Raw genomic sequence first — 22082 nt, forward strand, 5'->3', positions numbered from 1 at the left:
AACCTGACGTTCGCGTTCGCCTGGGGCGCCTGCGCGGCGGCGCTGATCGCGATCGTCGCGAACAGTTTCGCGACGCGTTGGATAGCCACGGCCACCGCGGACCCCACGCAGCGCAACGTCCCACGCGTCCCGGACCTGCCGGGCCCGTCGAACCAGGGCATGTGCGACCTGGGCCGTAGGTACGGCGGCTGGCAGCCGGACAGTCCAGAGGCGGCCATCTGCAAGGAAACGTACGGGAGTTGAGCCCGAGGCTCAGGCCAGTGGTTCAGCCCAGATCCGGGATCCGCCAGTCGATCGGGATGTGGCCCTGCTGGGCGACCGCCTCGTTGATCTGGGTGAACGGGCGCGAGCCGAAGAACTTCTTGGCGGACAGGGGCGAGGGGTGCGCGCCCTTCACCACGGCGTGCCGTTCCGCATCGATCAGGGGCAGCTTCTTCTGGGCGTAGTTGCCCCACAGCACGAAGACCGCCGGGTCGGGCCGCGCGGCCACCGCCCGGATCACCGCGTCCGTGAACTTCTCCCAGCCCTTGCCCTTGTGCGAGTTGGCCTCGCCGCCACGGACCGTCAGCACCGCGTTGAGCAGCAGGACGCCCTGCTCGGCCCACGGCATCAGAAAGCCGTTGTCCGGGATCGGGGTGCCCAGCTCCTCGTGCAGCTCCTTGTAGATGTTCCGCAGCGACGGCGGGACCTTCACCCCCGGACGGACGGAGAAGCACAGGCCATGCCCCTGGCCCTCGCCGTGGTACGGATCCTGGCCGAGGATCAGTACCTTCACCCGCTCGTACGGCGTGGCGTCGAGCGCGGCGAAGACCTCCTCGCGCGGAGGGTATACGGGCCCCTTCCCGCGCTCCTCCTCGACGAACTCGGTGAGCTCCTTGAAGTAGGGCTTCTGCAGTTCTTCGCCCAGGACGCCGCGCCAGGACTCGGGCAGCATGGCGGTGTCGGTCACGTGAACTTCCTCCGGTGTGCGGTCACTTGCCGACCACAGAACCTACCGCCACCCACTGACAGCCGTCGGGTGTTCCGGGGCCGGTCACGGACAACCGGCCCCGGAACACCCGACGGCTACCAGCTGGTCTTCCAGTACAGCTCCCACATCGCCATCATCGTCGCCGGGTCGATGGAGTTCTCGGCACCGGCGATCTCCTCGTTCGCGGCCACGTACGACTTGCCCTGCCACAGCGGCAGCAGCCGGGCATCGTCGACGAGGATCTGCTGGGCCTTCTCGAACTGGGCGCCCACGGCGCCCCGGTCGCTCTCGCGGCGGGACTCGGGGATCAGCTGGCCCGTGATCTCAGGGGAGTCGTAGGGGGTACCGAGCGCGTTCTGCTCGCCCACGAAAGGCGCGATGAAGTTGTCGGCGTCGGGGAAGTCAGGGTTCCAGCCACGCCCGAACACCGGGTACTCGCCATTCTGGTAGCCCGGCGCGTACGTCTTCCAGGGGCGGCTCTTCAGCGTGACGGTGAACAGGTCGGAGGCCTCGAGCTGCCGCTTCAGCTCTTCGAAGGCCGGCTTGGTCTGCGAGCCGTAGCGGTCGGTGGTGTACCAGAGGGTGAGCGGGACCCGCTCGGTGATGCCGTCCTGCTCGAGGATCCGCTTGGCCTTGGCCCCGCTGGGCTTCCCGAAGTCGTCGAAGAAGGCCGTGGTGTGGCCGACGAGGCCCTTGGGGATCATGGAGTACAGCGGCTCGACGGTGTCCTTGTAGATGTTGTGGACGAGCGCCGGACGATCGATGACCTGGGCGATCGCCTTGCGGACCGCGGGCCTCTTGGACCACGGGTCCTTGGGGTTGAACACCAGGTAGCTGATCTCGGTGGTGGGGTTCTCGACGAGCTGGAGCCCCGTGTCGTCGCCGCTCTCCTGGATGTCCACGACATCGGTGGCGCCGAGACCGCGGTAGATGACGTCGATCTGCTTCTTCTTGAGGGCGTTGACCACCTCGGACGAACCCGAGAAGTAGCGGATGGTGACGGCGCTGTTCCGGAGCTTCGCGATGCCCTTGTAGCTGTCGTTCTTGACGAGCTCCGCTTCCTTGCCGTCCTCGTAGGACTCCAGGCGGTACGGTCCCGCACCGGTGACCCCGCCGTCCTTGCGGAGCTTGTCCGCGGGGTACTCCTCGGGATCCACGATCGCCATGGCGGGCGTGGAGAGCACGAAGGGGAACGTCGCGTCGGGCTGGTTGAGATGGAAGACGACCTCAAGGTCACCCTTCGTCTCGACTCGGCCGAGGGTGGTCAGCAGACCAGCGGGGCCACCGTTGACGTTGATCTTCTTGATCCGGTCGATGGAGTGCTTGACGGCCTTCGCGTCCAGCGTGTGTCCGTTGGAGAACTTCAGGCCCTCTTGCAGCTTGCAGGTGTACACCTCGCTGGTGCTGTCGGTGAACCTGCAGCTCTCGGCGGCGTCGGGCTCGGGCTCGGCCGCGCCGGCGGGGAAGTTCAGCAGCGTCTGGTGGACATTGCGGAACAGCTCCCAGGAGCTGTCCCAGGCTGCCGCCGGATCCAGGGTGCTGGGCTGGCTGGTCGTCCCCACGACGATCGGCTTCCCGTCGTCGGAGGAACCCGAGGAGAAGACACCGCATCCGGCGACCAGGGCTATGGAGGTGATCGCCCCCATCTGACGCAGATACCTGTCCCGCTTGAACACGCGCACGCTCCTCGATCGGCCATACCACAAGGGTGGCCAGACGATACCGCAGCGCCGGGCCGCTTGGGGCGCCGCCCTGGCAGTGCGCTTGATCAGCAGGTATGTCCGTACGGTGTGGGAGTGGTGTTCTTCTTTCGCGCGGCCCTCACCGGTGGGTGCCCGCGCGGCGTCGGCCGAGCCGCGGGGGCACCCGACGTCACCGTCAGCCGACCCCCGCGTTGAGGAAGATCCCGCCGTCGACGACGAGCGTCTGCCCGGTGATCCAGTCCGACTGTTCCGAGGTGAGGAAGGCGGCGGTGCCCCCGATGTCCGAGGGCATGCCGAGCCGGCCGAGCGGGTAGCCCGCGGCCGCTTCCTCCTCGCGGCCCTCGTAGAGGGCCTTGGCGAACTGGGTCTTGACCACGGCCGGGGCGATCGCGTTGACGCGCACCTTGGGCGCGAACTCGTGCGCCAGCTGGACGGTCAGATTGATCATGGCGGCCTTGCTGATGCCGTACGCGGCGATGAACGGCGAGGCCGAGACGCCGGCGACGGAGGAGATGTTGACGATCGCTCCGCCGTTCTCGCTCTGCCAGGCCCGCCACGTCTGCTGCGCGAAGCCGAGCGCCGAGATGACGTTGGTCTCGAAGACCTTGCGCGCGACATTGAGGTCCAGCTCGGCGATCGGCCCGAAGACCGGGTTCGTGCCCGCGTTGTTGACCAGGAAGTCAACGCGGCCGAACGCCTCCATGGTGCGCTCGACGGCCGCTGCCTGGTGGGCCTCGTCGTGGGCCTTGCCCGCGACGCCGATGACGCGGTCGGCGCCGAGCGTCTCCACGGCCTCCTTGAGCGCGTCCTCGTTGCGCCCGGTGATGCACACCCGGTCACCGCGGGCGACCAGCGCCTCGGCGACGCCGTAGCCGATACCGCGGCTCGCGCCGGTGATGAGCGCGACCTTGCCCGAGAGTTCCACAGTCGTCATGTCTCTTTTCCCCGGCTCTAGTTGAGCGGTCCGCCGGCAACGTACAGCACCTGTCCGGAGACGAATCCGGCGTCGTCACCCGTGAAGAAGGCGATCGCGCCCGCGACGTCGTCCGGCCTGCCGACACGCTGTACGGGAATCTGAGTGGCGGCCGCGGCCTGGAAGTCCTCGAAGCCCATGCCGACCCGCTCGGCGGTGGCGGCGGTCATGTCGGTGACGATGAAGCCGGGCGCGACGGCGTTCGCGGTGACGCCGAACTTGCCGAGCTCGAACGCGAGCGTCTTGGTGAAGCCCTGCAGACCGGCCTTGGCGGCGGAGTAGTTGACCTGACCGCGATTGCCGAGCGCCGAGGACGAGGAGAGGTTGACGACGCGGCCGAACTTGGCGTCCACCATGTACTTCTGGACGGCCCGCGTCATCAGGAAGGCGCCGCGCAGGTGCACGTTCATGACCATGTCCCAGTCGGACGCGCTCATCTTGAAGAGGAGGTTGTCGCGGAGCACGCCCGCGTTGTTCACGAGGATGGTCGGCGCACCGAGCTCCTCGGCGATCCGCGTCACGGCGGCCTCGACCTGGGCCTCGTCGGAGACGTCGCAGCCGACGGCGATCGCCTTGCCGCCGGCGGAGGTGATCTTCTCCACGGTGTCCTTGCACGCGGCCTCGTCGAGATCGATCACCGCGACGGCACGCCCCTCGGCGGCCAGGCGTACGGCGGTCGCGGCGCCGATTCCGCGCGCGGCACCGGTGACTACGGCGACCCGCTGCTCAGTGGTGGACATTGCTGGTTCTCCTCGCCTTTGAAAAGCCTCATACGGTACGCCCCTGCAGTGAGCGACCGCTTAGTACCCTCAGCGCAAGTGACGCTAGAAGCCCTGGCACTCGGTGTCAACGGAACACCGCGCACATGTGATCCATCACCTCACCAGCAGTTGGAGAAGCCGCTCGACCTCGGCTTCGGGATCCGCGGTCAGACCCGTGTGCACGGGACCCGGCTGGACGACGGTCGAGCGGGGCGCGATCAGCCAGCGGAAGCGCCGTCCCGCGTCGTCGCGCGCGGCCTGCCCCGCTGCCGCTCCCCCGGCGCAGAGTCCCTCGACGGCGCGCAGCGCGGCGCGCACGCCGGAGACGTCCGCCGCCGGGTCGAGCGCCCGCAGCTTGCCCTCGTCGAGATGGGTGCGCGCCGCCACGTACGACTTCGCGCGGCAGTACACCAGCACGCCCGCGTTGAAGCACTCCCCCCGCTCGACGCGCGGCACGACGCGCAGCAGGGCGTACTCGTAGACGTCACGGCCGTCGCGCCCGCTCACTTCGCTCCCACCTCGCCGGTCTCGATGCGCTCGTGAATCGTGGCGGCACGCGCCAGCAGCGGCTCCGCGTACGCGTGCCGGAGTGCGTCGGCCGAATCGAACCCCGGCTCGTCCGTCAGCCAGGCCCCGGGGATCTCGGCGGTCACCTCGGCGAGCAGTTCCTCGGTGACCAGGGGCGCCAACTGGGCGGCGGCGGAGGCGATATCGGGGCCGAAGGGCGCGAGGGCGTGGTCAGAGGCGTCATACGGCCGGGCCACGGAAGCGGGTGCGCCGCGCCAGTTGTGGTGCCAGATCATCGTGGCACCGTGGTCGATGAGCCACAGTTCGCCCTGCCACACAAGCAAATTGGGATTGCGCCATGATCGGTCCACATTGTTGACCAAGGCGTCGAACCAGACGATCTTCCCGGCCTCTTCCGGGCTCACCCGGTGCGCGAGAGCATCGAAGCCGATCGCGCGGGACAGGAAATCCATCCCGAGGTTCAGCCCACCGCTCGACTTGAGCAACTCCTGCACTTCCTCGTCCGGTTCACCGAGCCCGATGACCGGATCGAGCCCGATCGTGACCAGTCCGGGCACACGCAGGCCGAGCCGACGGGCGAGCTCACCGCAGACCACCTCCGCGACGAGGGTCTTCCGCCCTTGTCCGGCGCCGGTGAACTTCATGACGTACGTTCCGAGATCATCGGCCTCGACGAGCCCGGGCAGCGAGCCGCCCTCACGCAGGGGCGTGATGTAGCGGGTCGCGGTGACCTCTTTCAGCATTTTCCCAGGCCACCCGTCTCTTCAGGCTTGCAACGAAGAGCATAGTAACCAAGGGTGATCGCGGGCCAGCTCTGCTCTCCGCGCCTGCCGGCTTCGCTCCTGCTGGCTTCGGCGCACAACCTCGTATGAGGCGGTGCCGCTCGCGCATGGCTCTGCGACCGCGGCCTTTGGTGAGGTGGACGCCACGGGGCGACGTGGGTTCAGGGGGCTCGGTAGCGCCGTCGCGTTGCCCGTTACCTGTAAGGAAACCCCTTGTGGACAAGCTTCGTGTGCTGATCGTCGGGGCTGGAATCTCCGGTCTGGCGTTGGCCAAGGTGCTGCTGGACCGCGGATTCCTGGTGGACGTCGTCGAGCGCCGCGCCGACGACGGACTGGCCCTCGGCAGTGGCCTCTACCTGCCGGCGAACGCCGTGCGAGCGCTCCAGGGCATCGGGGTGGGGGACGAGGTGGCCAAGCGGGCGGAGCCCGTGGCGCGGCAGCGGCTGCGGGACCACCGCGGACGACCGCTCGCGGAGTTCGATGTGGAACGGATCTGGGGCGGGGTCGGACCCTGTCTGGCGACCACCCGTGACGATCTGCGCGAGGTGCTGTGCACGGCCGTCGCCAGCACTGTCATCCGTTACGACACCGAGGTGACCGCGGTGGCCGACGACGGGACCGTGACCTTCGCGGACGGCGCGACCGACGCCTACGACCTGGTGGTGGGCGCGGACGGCATCAACTCGGCCGTACGGCGCTCCCTCTTCGGCGGGCCGGAACCGCGCTTCCTGGGTCAGTTGTGCTGGCGGTTCATCGCCGATGACACCGCGATCCCGGGCATCACCCACTGGACCGGCCGGATGGGCACCAAGGGCCGTACGTTCCTGACCGTGCAACTCGGTGCCGGCCGCGTCTACTGCTACGCCGACATCAACAGCCCCGTTCCCGCGGCTCCGGACGGCGACTGGCGCGGGCTCTTCACCGACTTCGGCGGTCCGGTCCCCGAGCTGCTGGAGCAGGGCTCGGACGCGCACTTCGCCGCGCTGTACGAGAGCGAGAACACCGTCTGGACGCGTCCGCGCGCCGTCCTCGTCGGCGACGCCGCCCACGCCTTCTCCCCGAGCATGGCCCAGGGCGGCGCGATGGCCCTCGAGGACGCCCTGGTACTCGCCGACACCCTCACGGCCGCGCGTGACGTCACCACGGCCCTCGCCGCGTACGAGACCCGGCGCGCGCCGCGGGTGGCCTGGGTGGTGCAGCAGAATCACCGTCGCGACAAGGCCCGCAACCTGCCCACACCACTGCGCAAATTCACCCTCCGCCGAGCCGCAGAACGCATCTTCAAGGCCAACCACGCCCCGCTGCATGCCCTGCCGTAGCTACTCGTGGCTGAGGTCGCCGATGAACTCGGTCAGCAGGGCGGCGAACTGCTGCGGTGCCTCTTGGTGCGGAGCATGGCCGGTACCGGGGATGACCTGAACCTCGCCGCGCCACAGCGCGGGAATGTTCAGCTTTCGCAGGTAGTCCAGGCTGACCAGTTGCTCGTCGGCGCCCTGCACGATGGCCAGCGGCCGGCGGAGCGCTGAGACGATCGCGATCTCATCCGCGAACCGGCCCGCCCCAGCGCTGGACCCGAGCCCCGCGCGCGCCGCACCGTCGGTGGCCAGGATGTCGGATACGAAAGCGCCGGTGTCCAGCGGCGAACCGGGCGCGGTGAAGCTTCCCGCGGCCAACTTTGCCTCCGATTCGCTGACGTGCGCACTGAAGAGGGCGCCCATAGCCGGGGTCGGCAGGAACGCCTCCGACATCTGTGCAGGCAATGCGACCGGCGGCGCACCGAAAACGACGAAGCCACACACGTCCGACAGCTCCGGCGCGGCTTCCATCACGATCTGCCCGCCCATGCTCCAGCCGACGACGACCGCGTCGGAGGCACCGAGTTCCTTCGCGAAACCGACGAGCACGGCCGCGTGTCCCGGCAGCGAGTAGTCGGCCAGGTCTCCGGCTGACTCGGACTCCCCATGACCGGGCAGGTCCAGCGCAATGCAGCGGAACCGCCGGCCGAATTCACCAGTCATCACGGGAAGCCAGGTCCTGGCCGAAGACGAATTACCGTGAACGAAAATGACCGTCCGGTCATCATCACTGCCCAGGTCGACACTGCCCAGGTCGACCGGACTCTCCAGGTAACTAATCCGCTGCCCATCGATTTTGACGCTCTACCGCTTCACTCGATACCTCTTGGTTGCACTGGCCGCTTTTCTGAATAACTCGATCAGGAGATCGCTGCTTGCCCCTCAGAGGAAAACGCGGTCAACTGCGACCGGACCACGGAAACGCATGGCCATCTGGAATGTCACGTAGCGCCGCTGCCACCTCGGTTCGGCCGGCGCGCCATTGTTCCAGCAGCGCTGATCGCGGTTTTGCTGCTCCTGCGGCGGCGTCGAGATCGGCGTATTGGCTGCCAGCGGCTTCTGCCTGTTCAAGTACGGCGTCGAACGCATCCGGGGTCCGTATGGCGATAAGGTCGTTCGCATCAGCTGCGGCAAGATGAGCGATCTGGTGGGCGATCGTCCAGCCCGCTGCCGGCGTAGGCGTGCACCAGTCGGACTGCGCGGATACCAGGGCGTCCAGTTCATCGCCTTCAGCCACCAAGTCGGGCAGAGCAAGGTCGTATTCTACGCCGGAGAGGTCAAGGCCGTAGTCCAACATCCGTATTGCCTTTACACATTGACGGCAACGGGATTGTCCCGTTGGGTGCGGTCGCGGAAACGTCCGGGGGAGATTCCGTACTCGCGGCGGAATGCGGCTCCGAACGCGAATTCCGTCGAGTAGCCAACCTGGCGGGCTATTGACGCCAGCGGTGCCTTGGTTTCCCGGAGCAGCCGGGCGCCGTAGCTCAGACGCCAACTGGTCAGGTAGGTCATGGGCGGTTTTCCGACCAGCGCGGTGAATCGTTTGGTGAACGCTGTCCGCGACATTCCGACGGTCTCGCCGAGCTGCTGTACCGTCCACGGCTTGTCCGGGCTCGTGTGGATCTCACGTAGCGCGACAGCGATGGCGGGATCGTCGATCTCCCGCCGTTCCACATCGCGATTCTGCTCGAGCCACTGACGCAGGACATGGGTCAGCAGTAGGTCCAGTAAGGCGGCACGGGCCGCCCTGCTCCCGGGTCGCGTATCGGACATGTCCACAGCCAGGAGATTGGTCAGCGCCCCTAGTTGTGAGGTGCGGCCATGGTCCGCCGACACCGCGATGACCTCGGGTAACGCTCGGAGGAAGGGGTGTACTTCTCCATGGTCGAGCCAGTAGGCGCCGCAGAGGATCTCGACCTCGGCCGGACCAGGATCGTGCGGGACCACCCGCGGCAAGTTCTGGAGCAGGCATGGTGCGTGGCTCAGTCCACGCTCGGCTCCGAACGGGCTGAGCACGACATCGCCCGCCTTGAGCGCCCGTGGCCGGCCGTTGGCCGTGATCAGCCATGCGCTGCCCCGCAGGAGGATGTGGAAGCCGCTGCCCGCGAAGGCGGGAAATCGTATGCCCCAAGAGCCCGCCCCCCTGACCCGGCAGGCGCGGGCGTGCCCGATCCGCACGCTCCCGATCGCCTCGCTGAGGATGTCCGTGCCTGAGTCGGTATGGGCATGAGCGATGGAGACTGCACGGGTGGAATTCTCTTGGTCCACGACTTTCTCGTCTTTCATCTGCGCCGGGCCCACAACGGCCCAGGTCCGCCCCTGCCTCCGTAGCCTAGTGTCCCGGTCCTGAGATCCTGTCGCAGTAGCGGCAGATGCGGTCGATGATCTGGTCTGCGGTTTTGGTCCACTTGAAGGGCCGGGCCTGTTCGTTCCAGGTCTTGATCCAGTCCTCGAGCGCGGTCTTGAGTTCGTCGAGCGAGCAGAACACGCCGCGTTCGAGGCAGCGCCGCTCCACCTCGGCGAACCACCGCTCGACCTGGTTGATCCACGACGAGTACGTGGGCGTGAAGTGCAGCTCGAACCGGGGGTGCGCGAGCAGCCACTTGTGCACCACCGGCGCCTTGTGGGCGGAGAGGTTGTCGCAGATCACGCGGACCGCCAGGCCGGGGTCGGTCTGGCGGTCGATCTCGTCGAGGAAGTCCCGGAAATCGACAGCCCGGTGCTGCGCCAGGGCTGATTCAAAGTCCTGGGGATCGTGGAAACGTGCAGGTTGCTGCGGTGTGACGATCAGGCGGGAGACCGTCACGAACACAACGAAGCTCCGGTTGACGGGGTGACCTTCCCAAGTCGCCCTGCCCGTCCGGAGCTTCGATGTGCGGCCAGTCTGCCACTGTCTGCCTGACCAAGTCGCCCACTGCTGCCCAGCGCGGCGTTGGCGGTGTCGCCGAACGACTGGCCGTTCTTCGCGATCCTCGAGACCGGCGGGGACGGCGTCATTCGCTGGTATCGGTCCTGCTCACCGCCTGCTGCGCGGTGCTGGCCGGGGCTCTAGCAAACCCTCATGGAGACGCTGCCGGCCCAGCCCACCGCCTCGTAAACAGCCGATAGGGTGACCGGGCGGCGTGCACATACGCCGGAGCCCGAAGGGGGTGCGGCCCACGCCCGAGCTCCGAAGTCCGGGCAAGGTTCACGGAATCGCGTGCGGCATCCCTTACCCCTGATCTGGTGCGACGCAGGGCGTGGGACGCGCCGCCGTCAGGACCGCAGGGTGCGACCGGGCAGGTCGATCGGGGACGGGTAGACAAGCACGCGAAGCTCGTGGTGACTGCGGGTGCTCTTGGTCGTGAGCCCGTCTACCAGGAGCTTCGTCGTTGAGCACGGCCGGGCACCAACCAGCTGACCCATCAGCAGGTTGGGGAGAGCTCACTGACCTTTCCCGTCATACCTGCGAGGAGCTGGACACTGTCGCCGCCGAACTCATCGGCCGCCCACGCAATACGCTCGGCTGGGAAACCCCGGCCGAGCGTCTGTCCAAACCGCTCGCGGCCTGATCAACCGAACCTGTGTTGAACGATCCCTTGAATCTACGCATCTGACGGACCGTTGGGCCGCGCGGGAAAAGCCGTCACAATTGGAGGTCAGGGAGCGACCTTGAGGAAGACCTCGTCGAACGGGTTGGTGCCTTTGGCGGGGGTGGCGGACAGCGGGACATGGTAGGCGACGTTGTTAAATCCCACCTTCTCGCCGCACACTTGCTTGGTACCTTGCTGGAAGGTGCTTCCTCCACTGTGGACTGCGACGGCGTTGACAGCGGTGTTGCTGCCTGCCGCCGGTCGGGTATAGACCGCACTGCCACTGTCACCGGGTTCCGAGCACACATCGCTCTGGATCACACCCTTTATCTGCGTACTCGGCCGGGTATTCGACGCTTCATAGGTGACCGTGGTGTTCACGAGAGTCACCTTCCCGCAGGTCGTTCCGGTGGTGATGCCGTGCTTGCAGATCTCCGTGCCGACTGTCGGTTCGGTGATTCCCCGGACCGGGTGGGTCCCGTTGTCGTCAGCGACCTGGGGCAACGCGTCGTTGGTGCTGGGGCTGTCGTTGAGAGCGTAGATTCCGTGATCGGACGGGCCGTAATTGAATGAGTGCCCGGTTGCCCCCACCGAGCCGATCCGGACGGTCTGCTGGTTGGCGGCGGTCTGGGGGTTGAAACAGTGTCCAGCGGTGAGGAATCCCGACTGCCCGTTGGCGAGCCCGACAGCGAAAGCCGCCGTGCATGCCCCAAAACCGACGTCGCCGATCGACGCACCGCCGCTCACGTTGAGATGCGGGACCGGCGCCGAAGCTTCCTGGACGGTTACCGTGACATCGTCACCGAATTTGAGTGCTTCCTCCGCAGCGGCCGGCAGACCATTTGGGACGAAGAGGTGCACACCGATCTTTTCTGCAACCGGATCGATGCCGACTGAGAAGGCGTCCAGCCCAGGGATGTTGGCGGCATTGACAAGTTCGAGGACCTCGTCGCGCCGACTGGCATCAGCAGCCTTTACCGTGTTGGCGGTACTGGCGCTGCCGCTGTCCTCGTTGGCGATACCGATGCCGGCGACGCTGAGGACGGTGAGCAGCCCGAGGCCGAAGGCGGCGGCCTTGAGAGGCCGACGACGTCGAGCGCGAGAGCCTTTGGGGGGCATGAGTGGGTGCACTCCTTACAGGAATTGGCGCGGACCGGAATGATCGGTCCTGAGGTGGATGGCTAGCCGGCCTGGGGCCCGGTGGTGGAGCCCTGGGCGGCATCGAAGACCGCGTCGGCCATGGCCGCGTGGCCGTTCGCGTTGGGGTGGTAGGCCGCCCCGGTATCCAGCTGCGCGACTGCGTCGCCCACCTGATTGATCCACAGATCGCCGGTGTCACACACCCGGTGGCCGTTGAAGAGGCCATCCGGATCGGCGTACTGAACCCGGTCGCTGGCCCCCGCCACTTCCCGGATCAGGTCATTCATCAATTCTTGAAGGCCCCTCATACGGTCCCGGTTGTCTTCCGAGATGGACAAGGCGCCGCAACCTCCGGTGGCGAAAATTTTCGGATACCCGGAAATGACGATGTTGGCGACCGGCGCCCTCTTGCGTATCTCAGCGAGGAGATCGGTGAGCGGCTGCCGCAGCGTCGAGATTTTCGGACTGGCTTCGTTCAACGCTTGTGTGCAGACCGCCGAACCGTTCAGGACACAGGTTCTCGCGACGTCGGCGAAGTGCACATCATTCCCACCAATAGTGATGGTCACCATTTCGACAGAGCCTGTTACGGAGCCGAGCTGGTCGTCGATGACATCCTGTATCTTCGCCCCGGTGCACGCCAGGTTGAACATGCTGGACGACTTGGACGGCTGCGCGGAGGCCAGGTATTTCGCGAAGAAGACATTCGGATAGGCCAAGTCGTTCCTCTTGCAAGTGGTGTTGACATCCCCCGTGTAGGTGCTGCTCGCGCCGTGGCCAGAGGAGTACGAATCTCCGAGTGCGACGTAGTCGAGCGTGCCGTCGATGGTGTTGTCGGCGGCATTCGCCGTGAACACGGCGATGCCCGACAGTCCGGCTGCTGCCAATCCGGCGAACAGCCGGATCTTGAATCGCCGCTTGTTACGTGACCTGCCGCCTGCCATCGGTGATCCCCTTACTCCTCAACGGGACCGTCGACTCGCGACGACGGTTTCCCAACCGGTGTCCGTGAAGGACATCGGTGAACCTAGGATCGATGCGGCCTCGACAACCAGGGTCAAATATCCTTACTCGCCGGTAATTTGCGCGGATTCGAGAGTGATGCCGGACACATGACGACGTGAATGCTGGTGTATGAGGATTTGAGGGGCCACGCACGCGGTCTGTGGCAGGCAGCCGGCGTGTCCCGGCTACTCTCGTTCCAAGAGGGGGCAGCGGCATGACTTAAGTACTCCAGCTGCAGATCGCGATCTTGCGGGGGCCCGGGGCCACAGCTGCTTCAAAGTCCTGGGGATCATGGAAACGTGCTGCGGTGTGACGATCAGGCGGGAGACCGTCACGAACACAACGAAGCTCCGGTTGACGGGGTGACCTTCCCAAGTCGCCCTGCCCGTCCGGAGCTTCGATGTGCCGCCAGTCTGCCACTGTCTGCCTGACCAAGTCGCCCACTGCTGCCCAGCGCGGCGTTGGCGGTGTCGCCGAACGACTGGCCATTCTTCGCGATCCGCGATCCGCGATCCGCGAGACCGGCGGGGACGGCGTCATTCGCTGGTATCGGTCCTGCTCACCGCCTGCTGCGCGGTGCTGGCCGGGGCTCGCTCCTATCTGGCCGTGGGTCAATGGGCCCGCCACGCACCCCTGGATGCACTCGCCCGCCTCGGCGTGCGCGCCGCCGGCCCGCTGGGCGTGCGCCGCGCACCGTCGAGCTCCACCATCCGCCGACACCTGACCCTGGTATGCCCCGGCGGGCTTGCCGATCTACTCGGATGCGACCCCGCGGGCACCCGGCACCTGGCCGTGGATGGCAAGGCCGCTCGCGGCTCGCGCACGGACACCGGCCCCGCAGCCCACCTGCTCTCCGCCGTCCTGGAAGGCGGACGCACCGTCAGCCAGCTGCGGGTGCCGGACAAGACCACCGAGGTCACCGGCTTCACGAAACTGCTGGCGCCGTTCAGCCTGGCCGGTGTCGTGGTGACCGCCGACGCCCTGCACACCCACCGTGACCACGCCAGATGGCTGGTGGAGGCGAAGAAGGCGCACTACCTGCTCGTGGTCAAGCGGAACCAGCCGGCGCTGCACGACGCGCTGCGCTCGCTGCCGTGGAAGAAGGTGACCGCCCGCCGCTACGACCGCGAGGCCGGGCACGGGCGGCGTGAGACCCGCTCGGTGCGCACGCTCACCGTGACCGGTCTCGGGCTGGACTTCCCGCACGTGGCGCAGGCCGCGAAGATCCACCGGTACCGCACCGACCTCAAGACTGGGAAGATCACCCGTGAGACCGTCTATGCCATCACCGACCTGACAGCGCCTGAGGCATCTCCCCAGGCCATCGGCCAACTCGCCCGGGCGCACTGGGGTATCGAGGCCGTGCACCACGTCAGAGACACCACGTTCGGCGAGGACGCCTCGAAGATCCGCACCGGGCACGGGCCGGAGAACATGGCCACGCTGCGCAGCTTCGCGATCAGCACCCTGCGCACCGCCGGGCACCACAGCATCGCCGCCGGCCTACGCGAGGTCTCCTACACACCCTTCACCCGTCCACTGGAATTGATCGGACTGCCCTGACCAGCAACGCCACATGACCGCCAGGACTTTGAATCAGCCCTGGGTGCTGCGCGGACAGCTTGCCGATCACCTTGCCGGTGGCGGTGTTCAGGGCGGCGAACAGGTCCACGGTGCCGTGCCGGACGTAGTCGAAGCTGCGCCGCTCCGGCGTGCCGGGCACCATCGGCAGCACCGGCGCTGTCCGTTCCAGGGCCTGGATCTGCGGCTTCTCGTCCACCGCGAACACCGCCGCGTTCGCCGGCGGCGCCAGATACAGGCCCACCACGTCACGGATCTTGTCGATCAGCAGCGGATCCGGGGAGATCTTGAAGTTCTCCGTCCGCCACGGCTGCGGCCCGAACGCCCGCCAGATCCGCGGCACACTCGTGGGCGAGATCCCCACCCGCCTGGCCAGCTCCCGCTTCGACCAGTGCGTCGCCCCGGCCGGGACCTCTTCCAAGGTGCGCACCACCACCTGTTCCACCTGGGCATCGGTGATGGTGCGTGGCACCCCCGGGCGCGGCTCGTCGCTCAGACCGTCGAGCCGGTCACGCAGGAACCGGGCCCGCCACCGGGCCACCGTCTTACGATCGGTCTCCAGCCGCGCGGCCACCGCGGTATTGCTCAGCCCGTCGGCACACGCGAGCACGATCCGTGCCCGCTTCGCCAGGCCCTGTGCGGTTGTTCGGCGCTTGGCCCACCCCTGCAACGTCAACCGCTCGGCTTCGGATAACACCAGCGGCTCCAGCCTGCTGTCCCCCATGACACCAGCAGACCGCAGGCCACCGTGGCTGTCACCGGCTGAGCCGTGATCTGAAACAGAACACGACTCACGTGGCGAGACCAGACCTCAAGACCAGCTCACTAGGAAGCTTGGTACGGCGGGCACTTGAACGACTGCGCCGTCCGAGCAGAACATAAGCGCCACGTGGCGATCACCGATGTGGTGACCGTCAGGGTTGGTGCGTGACGCTCACCTGCACGGTCAGCTGGCCCCTGTTGTCCTCGAGACAGGTTCCGTCGCCGTCGTTGATCCGCAGTTGCAGGGTGCCGTTCCCTGCCGCCTGGAAAGTCAGCCTCCGCCCAACGGCGTGAACGGGGACGTCCTTTGCGCCCTCCAGGCGTGTCAGCAGGGTGCCGAATGGCAAGTCGGGCTTGATCTTGCAGCTCTTCGCGAAGTCCAGCGACCTGTCGATGTTCGCGTCGTAACCGGCCGGCCCGGTCATGGGCATGTTCCGGTGGTCGACCGTCCACGATCCCGAAGCGAACCGCACGCTGACGCGGTCGCCCCGCTGGACGGACACCGCGGTCACCCCCTGCCAGCCGGTTGTGGACTGGATGACCTGACTGGCGGTCGTCGTCTTCGGGGCCTTCTCGGGCGGCAGCACCCCGGCGATGAAGAGACCGCTCGTCACGAACCCGGCCAGTACGACCATGCCGGTCATGGCCCACAGCAGCCGCTTCGGCCCGCTTGACCGGGACGAGGGCCGGTGTGCGGGCGTGAGTGACGTGGTGTGCCGTGCCGTCGGCACGGTCTCCCCGGCCGGGACGGCCAGCCCCCGGCCGCTGGTCACGGTATCGGCGTCGGTCAACGACACCGTAGGCCGCGCCACGCGCATCGTCGCCGACGGCAGCGGCCCGGCGTCCGCCTCCCCCGCCGCGACGCGCTGCAACGCGGACCGTACGACGGCCGCCGGCGGGCGCTCGTCCGGGGACTTGCCCAGCAGTGCCTCGACGATCGGACGCAGCGGGCCGAGCCGCTCGGACAGAACGGGTTGCTCGTACGCCACCGCGTGGAGCGTCGCGGGCCGCGCCGGTCTGCGGAACGGGGACTGCCCACCGCAGACCGTGGCCAGCGTCGCGCCAAGTGACCACAGGTCGGAGGCCGGTCCGACCTCCGCACCCATCACCCGCTCCGGCGCCATGAACTCCAGGGAGCCAACCAGTTCGCCGGTGGTCGTCAGGAACTCGCCGTCGTCCAGGGCCGCGATGCCGAAGTCGGTCAGGACGGCGTTGCCGTCACGGCGCAGCAGTACGTTGGCCGGTTTCACGTCGCGGTGCAGGGTGCCGGCCGCATGTACGGCCTCCAGCGCGGCCAGAAGTTGCAGGCCCAGGGCGGCGGCGTGCTGCGGTGTCAGCGGTCCGCTCTCGTTGATCCGTTGGGCCAGTGAGGGGCCGTCGACGAGTTCCATGACGATCCACAGCCGGTCCTCGGACTCGACCAGATCGTGGACGCCCACCACGTGCGGGTGCGGTACCCGTGCGACCGCGCGCGCCTCGCGGATCGCGCGGCGCATCCGAACGCGGTGCTCCTCGTCGCCGTGGAGGAGGATATGCAGTTCCTTGGCCGCGACCGGACGGTCCAGCAGCTGATCGTGCGCGCGCCAGACCGTGCCCATGCCGCCTCTGCCGAGGACGTCGTGGAGCAGATACCGACCGGCGATCATCCGTCCTGATGCGCGTTCCGCACGCGCCGCCGCCTGGGGATCGCCATCTCCGGATATCACGCGCTCTCTCACGTTCCCCTCCCGGCGAACTGGGCGCCCGCCGGTCATCATTCGCTCGAACGCAGCCGAGCATAGAGGAGTGCATGACCTCACATGTCGTCAACTGTCATGCGGAGCAAGACCCTTGCGGCAAAGTCCCGGAGCGCGTGCACATACACGTATGGCTCCGCATCACCGGAGTATGGCTCCGCCGATCGACCGCTGGTTGAGTCAAGCGCGGCGAAGCCCTTTGCCCGAAAAACATCGTCGGGCGACATGACACAGCATCATGAGGAAAGACCAGACAACACAATGACCGGGACAACGTCTCGAAATCCGTGGGACGCACTGGTTCCCACCTACGAGCGGTGGATGGAGCCTTGCTCGGCGGTGCTCGCGAAGGCGGCACTGGACCAGGCCGCACTGAGCGCGGGCTCGGCTGTTCTGGACGTGGCCGCGGGCACGGGCGCGTTGGCCGTCGCGGCGGTCGAGCGTGGACACAGCGTCGACGCGATCGATAAGTCGTCGGCGATGGTGGGCCGCCTGACCGAGCGTTTGAGGCCGTACGCCGGATGTTCCGCCGAGGTGATGGACGCACGAGAACTGCGCTACGGCGACGACGTATTCGACGCGGCGTTCTCGATTCTCGGCGTGCTGGACTGCGGAGCCCAAACGGTGAATGCGCTCGCCGAGATGGTCAGAGTGGTACGTCCTGGCGGCCTCGTCAGTGTGGCGCAGTGGGCGGACCCCGTGGGAGCTCCGTTCCTCGCACCCCTGGCCCGGGCCGTCAACCGACTCAACGACCCCGGCCTGGGCGAGTTCGTGGCCCCGTTGAGCGAGTATCTGAAGCACTCGGAAATCGAGCACGCGCTGAGCCGAGCCGGATGCGATGACATCCGCCTGGAGACCATCCAGGTGCCGTGCGTCATGCCCAAGCCCGAGACGTTCGTGGACGAGTTGCATCCGATCTTTCGCATGCATCCTCAGTACCTCGCCGCGGTTTCCCTCCATCGGGACCGCTTCCGGATGCTTCTGGCCGAGGAAGTGCGCGCCATGGAGACCGGAGAACACGGCCACCCCATCGCACGAGCCCATATCGCGTCAGCCTGTGTCACTCACGATGCCGCCCAGGCCAAACCGTTCCTCACCAAGCCGTCCATCATCGAGGCGCCACACGATCTCCCCGGTCGTCGCCAATCCGCTCGTCATGGATGAGACGAGCGGATGAGGGTCACCGCTGTGGCACCACCTCAGTTCGCACCTGCGCCATGCCTGGCCGGCGTTGCCGCGCCGCTTCGGCGTCTCGAGGTCCACGGCCATCGCCGATTGTTCAACAGCCTTCAGGGAGGCTTGTCCGATGCCGATCGACGAACTGAGCGGCGCCGTCCAGTACGTGATGGATCTCTTGGGCATCTTCGCCTTCGCCCTTTCCGGGGCGTTCCTCGCGGTGCGCAAGGACTTCGACATCTTCGGCACGGTCATCCTCAGTGAGGCGGCGGGCCCCGGCGGCGGCCTCTTCCGGGACATGGTCCTCGGGGTCACCCCCGTCGCCTTCACCGACCTCGGCTACTTCTTCACGCCCTGCGCCGCCGCGGCGATCGTGTACTTCGGCCACCGTCTCGTCCACGACGACAAAGTGCGAGAAGGCAGGCTGTTCGACGCATCCGATGCGGCCGCGCTCGGACTCTTCAGCGTCACCGGCACGGTCAAGGCGCTCGACCATGGCTTCAACATTCCCGCCGCCGTCACCCTCGGCTGCGCCAGCGCCTTCGGAGGCGGCGTGCTCGCCAGTCTCCTCGCGCTGGAAATGCCGACGCTGCTCCGCTGGAACCACGACCTGTACGCGCTGCCCACCCTCGCCGGCGCGACCTCGACCGCCCTGCTGCACCACACCGGACTGCTCAATGTCGGCACCGCCATCGGCACCGCGCTGTTCGCCTTCGGCCTGCGGCTTCTCGCCCTGCGCTACAACTGGCGCACCCCGCGATCCAACTTCTGGCGCAACCCGTTCGCGGGAATGCGACAACAGCCACCGCCCGCGAACCCGGCCCCCGCCCCAACGCCGCCACCAGCCATCGAAGCCGACACGGTAACGCTGCCACCCATGGACGCGGACCAATTGGTCCAGCGCAGAGACGACACCCTCCGCTTGAAACGACGCCCGGACCCCCGGCTCCTCCTCAACCGCCCCGCGAAACGGAAGACGGACGACCGGGAGCAGACACCCCCAAAGCAGCCGTCAGAGGACTGACCGAGCGTTCGGGCCACGCGTTGGGCCCGATCGTCGTCCCACGCCCCAGACCGACGGCACGCCCATCGCGTACGAGACTGACGGCGCCCTCCGCGTACGAGACCGACGGCGCCCTCCGCGTCGTACGCACCGACACGCACTGGAACGAGTGGTTCCTCGGACATCCGCACGTGTCGCCGGAGAATTACGAGCGCTGTTCCCTGGTGGCTCTGCTCGCGGCGGGCGGTCCGCACAGGGTGCTGCCACTGCCCGGTTCGACCCGTTTGGACACACAGGAAGGCGTGATAGATACGCTCCTCCGGCTTGATCTCGATTTCATCAAGAACTCAAGCACCTGATGAACGACCCTCGTGACGTGCGCGTACACCTTGATGTGGATCAGCGCACTCCGCGTTGGTCCGCAGCACATCTGTACATCTGTGGAAGGGACCGCCACATGTCCAGCGAATCGCTTCAGTCCGCTCAACCCGCGCCGGCGATCTGTCGTCGCACCATCCTGGCCGCGCTCGGCGTGGCCGGCGCCACCGCCGCGTTGACCGCGTGCGGAGGCTCCGACGACAGTTCGTCCGGCTCATCGGGCGCCTCCGAATCCTCCAGTTCCGCCGGCTCGGGCGGCGGCGGCGAGGCGCTGGCCAAGACCAGTGAGATCCCGGAGGGCGGCGGCAAGGTGTTCGCCGACCAGAAGGTGGTCGTCACTCAGCCGACGGCCGGCGAGTTCAAGGCCTACTCGACGGTATGCCCGCACCAGAAGCAGCAGATCAACGCCGTCGACAAGGGCCTGATCACCTGCCCCGCTCACGGCAGCCAGTTCAGCGTCACGGACGGCAGCGTCGAGAAGGGGCCCGCGACCAGTGCGCTGACCACCGCGAACATCAAGGTCGAGGGAGACTCGATCATGCTCGCGTGACCGTGCGCGGGCGTTTGAAGCAGGCCAGCAGCTCGTCCGTGGTGGTGATGGTGGCCACCAGGGCGAGCGTGTTGCGGACCATCGCGGGGGTGTAGTCGGAGGGCACCCCCGCGATGGCGTCCCCGGGCACGACGGCGGTGTAACCGCGGTTGACGGCGTCGAACACGGCGTTGGGTATGGCCACGTTGGCCGAGACGCCGGTGACGATCAGTGTCCGGCAGCCCAGGTTGCGCAGCAGCGGGTCGACGTCGGTACCCGCGATCGGCGACAGCCCGTGCAGCCGCCGTACGACGAGATCCTCGTCCGCGACCTCGATGGGCGCCGCGACACGCACCGCCGTAGTCCCCGACAACTGCTGCACCGGCAGCCGCTCGGCGGCCCGGAACAGCCGCGCATTATGGTTGGCGCCCCGCCCGTCCGGCCGACGCTCGGCGATCGCATGAATCACCTGCACACCGCTCGCGTGCGCCCCCGCCACCAGCTGAGCGATACGGGCCAGGACACCCGAAGCACGTGCCTCCTTGGCGAGTTCGGGCAACGCGCTCTCCGGCCCGACGACACCCTGCTGACACTCGACGGTCAGCAGGACTGTGCTCGCAGGGTCGAGAAGTTCCCTGAGCTCTTCGTACGACGGCATGACTCCCCCTGTCGCGGAACACGGCTGGCGCTACGGTGGCGGGCGAGCGTAGCGACCATTGCGTGAGGGCGGAAGACGCCCCATGATTTCCTGACGCTCAGTCAGAAAAGAGGGGACCCGCATGACCACCACGCAACGCCGGGGCCGAAAGATCATGATGACCCCCGAAGAACTGGACGAATTCCTGAGAACCCAACGCACCTGCCGAGTGGCAACGGTCTCGGCGGACGGTGCCCCCCACCTGAGCGCCCTCTGGTTCGCCTGGGACGGCACCTCCCTCTGGCTGTACTCGATCACCCGCAGCAAACGGTGGGCCGACCTGCGCAGGGACCCGCGCGTGGCCGTGGTCGTGGACGCAGGCGAGGAGTACGGGGAGCTACAGGGCGTGGAGCTCTCGGGCACGGTCGAGTTCGTAGGCGAGGCCCCACGCACGGGCGAACCATGCCCCGAACTGGACGAGGTGGAGCGCCTGTTCGCCCAAAAGAACTTCACCCTGAACGAGATGCCCCACGACGGCAGACACGCATGGCTCCGCCTGACTCCAGACGCAGTCAAGTCCTGGGACTTCCGCAAACTGGCTGCACTGTGACGGCAGGGGCTTCCGGTAGCGCCCCGTCAGGGGCGCGGGGCTGTACCCATGAGCGGCTCCGCCGCGACGGGGGTTTCCCGCTCGAACGAAGCCGAGAGTGGGGGAGCGACAAGCCACAACGAACCCGCACCCGAAACAGAACCCCGCTTGCGGGGGCCTGGGGCGCAGCCCTCAGTTCCGGGAAGGGGCGGGCTTGGGGAAAAACCTACGACCTCCCAGCCACCCGCAACGCCTCAACGGCCGCCCGAACAGAAGGCCGCCGATCCCCATCGGCACGCCACACCGCATACACATGCCGAGTAACCCGCTGCCGAACCGGCACAGTACGCACCCCCTCCGGCACAACCCCCCGCCCAAGCCGAGGCGCAACACAAACCCCCAACCCCGCAGCAACCAGCGCCAGTTGCGTCTGATGCTCCTCAGCCCGATGCGCGACAACCGGCTCAATCCCCTTGGCCCGAAGCGTAAAGAACAGCCACTCGTGGCAGAACTCCCCCTCGGGCCAGGCGATCCACTCATCACCGGCGAACTCCTCGAGATCCACCTCATCCCGCCCGGCCAGCGGATGCCCCGCAGGCATCGCCACATCCGCGGCATCCTCAAGAAGCGACGCCTTGACCAGCCCCTCCGGCACAGGCAACGGCTTGTTGTACCAGTCGAGCACGACGGCCATGTCGACATCACCCCGAACGACCGCGAAAACGCCCTCTTCAGGCTCCAACTCCCGCGAGCGAACCCGTAGTCCAGGATGCTCGGCCCGCAACGCGGCCAGCGCCGCGGGAAACAGCCCGCGCGCGGCCGTAGGGAACCCGCTGAGCCGCAACTCCCCCACCACCTGCCCCCGCTGCGCCTCCAGATCGGACTGCGCAAGCTCTGTCTCT

At 67.3% G+C, this 22082-nt stretch carries 23 protein-coding genes and 2 pseudogenes; 9 read left to right on the top strand and 16 right to left on the bottom strand.

Annotation, left to right across the window (positions count from 1 at the left end; translation table 11 throughout):
* Nucleotides 1–243 (top strand): hypothetical protein (locus tag G6048_RS35500; RefSeq protein ID WP_165343711.1); only part of this gene is annotated, 243 nt, incomplete at its 5' end.
* Between the two features lie 22 nt (nucleotides 244–265).
* Here the strand turns inward: G6048_RS35500 and ung are convergent.
* The 6 genes from ung to G6048_RS35530 all read right to left on the bottom strand — a co-directional run bounded on the left by ung (nucleotide 266) and on the right by G6048_RS35530 (nucleotide 5678).
* Entirely contained in the window at nucleotides 266–949 is a 684-nt protein-coding gene (ung, locus tag G6048_RS35505) for a uracil-DNA glycosylase (protein WP_165343712.1), read from the bottom strand.
* 116 nt (nucleotides 950–1065) lie between these two features.
* Nucleotides 1066–2646 (bottom strand): ABC transporter substrate-binding protein, encoded by a 1581-nt coding sequence (locus G6048_RS35510; protein ID WP_165343713.1) that lies wholly within the window; start codon nucleotides 2644–2646, stop codon nucleotides 1066–1068.
* Nucleotides 2647–2848: 202 nt separating this feature from the next.
* A complete protein-coding gene (locus G6048_RS35515; RefSeq protein ID WP_165343714.1) occupies nucleotides 2849–3607 on the bottom strand; it encodes an SDR family oxidoreductase in 759 nt (252 codons plus the stop codon).
* A gap of 17 nt (nucleotides 3608–3624) precedes the next feature.
* Complete coding sequence (gene fabG, locus G6048_RS35520) at nucleotides 3625–4386, bottom strand: 3-oxoacyl-ACP reductase FabG (RefSeq protein WP_165343715.1); 762 nt, start codon at nucleotides 4384–4386, stop codon at nucleotides 3625–3627.
* A gap of 135 nt (nucleotides 4387–4521) precedes the next feature.
* Nucleotides 4522–4914 carry a DUF3037 domain-containing protein gene (locus G6048_RS35525; RefSeq protein ID WP_165343716.1) on the bottom strand — a complete coding sequence of 131 codons (393 nt, stop codon included), beginning with the start codon at nucleotides 4912–4914 and terminating at the stop codon, nucleotides 4522–4524.
* Nucleotides 4911–5678, bottom strand: coding sequence for a HipA family kinase (locus tag G6048_RS35530; RefSeq protein ID WP_165343717.1), 768 nt, complete (start codon nucleotides 5676–5678; stop codon nucleotides 4911–4913). The genes G6048_RS35525 and G6048_RS35530 overlap by 4 nt, the downstream gene beginning before the upstream one ends.
* Nucleotides 5679–5932: 254 nt before the next feature.
* On the opposite strand from G6048_RS35530, the gene G6048_RS35535 reads away from it, so the two are divergent.
* Nucleotides 5933–7036 (top strand): FAD-dependent monooxygenase, encoded by a 1104-nt coding sequence (locus tag G6048_RS35535; protein WP_165343718.1) that lies wholly within the window; start codon nucleotides 5933–5935, stop codon nucleotides 7034–7036.
* On the opposite strand, the gene G6048_RS35540 is transcribed toward G6048_RS35535, so the two are convergent.
* From G6048_RS35540 to G6048_RS35555, 4 genes are all read right to left on the bottom strand, one after another.
* The gene (locus G6048_RS35540) at nucleotides 7037–7867 is read right to left on the bottom strand and encodes an alpha/beta fold hydrolase (protein WP_165343729.1); all 831 of its coding nucleotides are present in this window, start codon (nucleotides 7865–7867) and stop codon (nucleotides 7037–7039) included.
* 103 nt (nucleotides 7868–7970) lie between these two features.
* Nucleotides 7971–8369 (bottom strand): maleylpyruvate isomerase N-terminal domain-containing protein, encoded by a 399-nt coding sequence (locus G6048_RS35545; RefSeq protein WP_235990782.1) that lies wholly within the window; start codon nucleotides 8367–8369, stop codon nucleotides 7971–7973.
* A gap of 11 nt (nucleotides 8370–8380) precedes the next feature.
* Nucleotides 8381–9358: an AraC family transcriptional regulator gene (locus G6048_RS35550; RefSeq protein ID WP_165343719.1), complete on the bottom strand. Its 978-nt coding sequence runs from the start codon at nucleotides 9356–9358 to the stop codon at nucleotides 8381–8383.
* A 46-nt stretch (nucleotides 9359–9404) separates the two neighbouring features.
* Entirely contained in the window at nucleotides 9405–9878 is a 474-nt protein-coding gene (locus G6048_RS35555; protein ID WP_328827939.1) for an IS630 family transposase, read from the bottom strand.
* Between the two features lie 65 nt (nucleotides 9879–9943).
* Between G6048_RS35555 and G6048_RS35560 the strand changes: the two genes are divergently transcribed.
* On the top strand, nucleotides 9944–10180 hold the full coding sequence (locus G6048_RS35560) for a transposase family protein (RefSeq protein ID WP_165343720.1): 237 nt from the start codon (nucleotides 9944–9946) through the stop codon (nucleotides 10178–10180).
* A 308-nt stretch (nucleotides 10181–10488) separates the two neighbouring features.
* A pseudogene (locus G6048_RS50295) lies at nucleotides 10489–10623 on the top strand (IS30 family transposase); the annotation flags it as partial.
* Between the two features lie 87 nt (nucleotides 10624–10710).
* On the opposite strand, the gene G6048_RS35570 reads toward G6048_RS50295, so the two are convergent.
* Entirely contained in the window at nucleotides 10711–11763 is a 1053-nt protein-coding gene (locus G6048_RS35570) for a S1 family peptidase (RefSeq protein WP_165343721.1), read from the bottom strand.
* A 62-nt stretch (nucleotides 11764–11825) separates the two neighbouring features.
* A complete protein-coding gene (locus tag G6048_RS35575) occupies nucleotides 11826–12728 on the bottom strand; it encodes an SGNH/GDSL hydrolase family protein (protein WP_206342526.1) in 903 nt (300 codons plus the stop codon).
* 463 nt (nucleotides 12729–13191) lie between these two features.
* Here G6048_RS35575 and G6048_RS35580 point away from each other — a divergent pair, with 463 nt between their 5' ends.
* Nucleotides 13192–14352 carry an ISAs1 family transposase gene (locus G6048_RS35580; protein ID WP_328827943.1) on the top strand — a complete coding sequence of 387 codons (1161 nt, stop codon included), beginning with the start codon at nucleotides 13192–13194 and terminating at the stop codon, nucleotides 14350–14352.
* Nucleotides 14353–14395: 43 nt separating this feature from the next.
* On the opposite strand, the pseudogene G6048_RS35585 reads toward G6048_RS35580, so the two are convergent.
* Both G6048_RS35585 and G6048_RS35590 read right to left on the bottom strand, forming a co-directional pair.
* A pseudogene (locus G6048_RS35585) lies at nucleotides 14396–15094 on the bottom strand (IS630 family transposase); the annotation flags it as partial.
* Nucleotides 15095–15284: 190 nt separating this feature from the next.
* Nucleotides 15285–16850 (bottom strand): serine/threonine-protein kinase, encoded by a 1566-nt coding sequence (locus G6048_RS35590; protein WP_165343722.1) that lies wholly within the window; start codon nucleotides 16848–16850, stop codon nucleotides 15285–15287.
* A 243-nt stretch (nucleotides 16851–17093) separates the two neighbouring features.
* Here G6048_RS35590 and G6048_RS35595 point away from each other — a divergent pair, with 243 nt between their 5' ends.
* The 3 genes from G6048_RS35595 (at nucleotide 17094) to G6048_RS35605 (ending at nucleotide 19975) form a co-directional block, all read left to right on the top strand.
* Entirely contained in the window at nucleotides 17094–18032 is a 939-nt protein-coding gene (locus tag G6048_RS35595) for a class I SAM-dependent methyltransferase (protein WP_165343723.1), read from the top strand.
* Between the two features lie 142 nt (nucleotides 18033–18174).
* Nucleotides 18175–19068 (top strand): trimeric intracellular cation channel family protein, encoded by an 894-nt coding sequence (locus tag G6048_RS35600; RefSeq protein ID WP_165343724.1) that lies wholly within the window; start codon nucleotides 18175–18177, stop codon nucleotides 19066–19068.
* 436 nt (nucleotides 19069–19504) lie between these two features.
* Nucleotides 19505–19975: a Rieske (2Fe-2S) protein gene (locus G6048_RS35605; RefSeq protein ID WP_165343725.1), complete on the top strand. Its 471-nt coding sequence runs from the start codon at nucleotides 19505–19507 to the stop codon at nucleotides 19973–19975.
* On the opposite strand, the gene G6048_RS35610 is transcribed toward G6048_RS35605, so the two are convergent.
* Complete coding sequence (locus G6048_RS35610) at nucleotides 19962–20612, bottom strand: cysteine hydrolase (protein WP_165343726.1); 651 nt, start codon at nucleotides 20610–20612, stop codon at nucleotides 19962–19964. The genes G6048_RS35605 and G6048_RS35610 overlap by 14 nt on opposite strands.
* A 121-nt stretch (nucleotides 20613–20733) precedes the next feature.
* Between G6048_RS35610 and G6048_RS35615 the strand changes: the two genes are divergently transcribed.
* Entirely contained in the window at nucleotides 20734–21201 is a 468-nt protein-coding gene (locus G6048_RS35615; protein ID WP_165343727.1) for a pyridoxamine 5'-phosphate oxidase family protein, read from the top strand.
* Nucleotides 21202–21406: 205 nt separating this feature from the next.
* On the opposite strand, the gene G6048_RS35620 is transcribed toward G6048_RS35615, so the two are convergent.
* Nucleotides 21407–22082 (bottom strand): LysR substrate-binding domain-containing protein (locus G6048_RS35620; RefSeq protein WP_165343728.1); only part of this gene is annotated, 676 nt, incomplete at its 5' end.

Source organism: Streptomyces ureilyticus, assembly GCF_011045025.1.
Classification (GTDB): domain Bacteria; phylum Actinomycetota; class Actinomycetes; order Streptomycetales; family Streptomycetaceae; genus Streptomyces; species Streptomyces ureilyticus.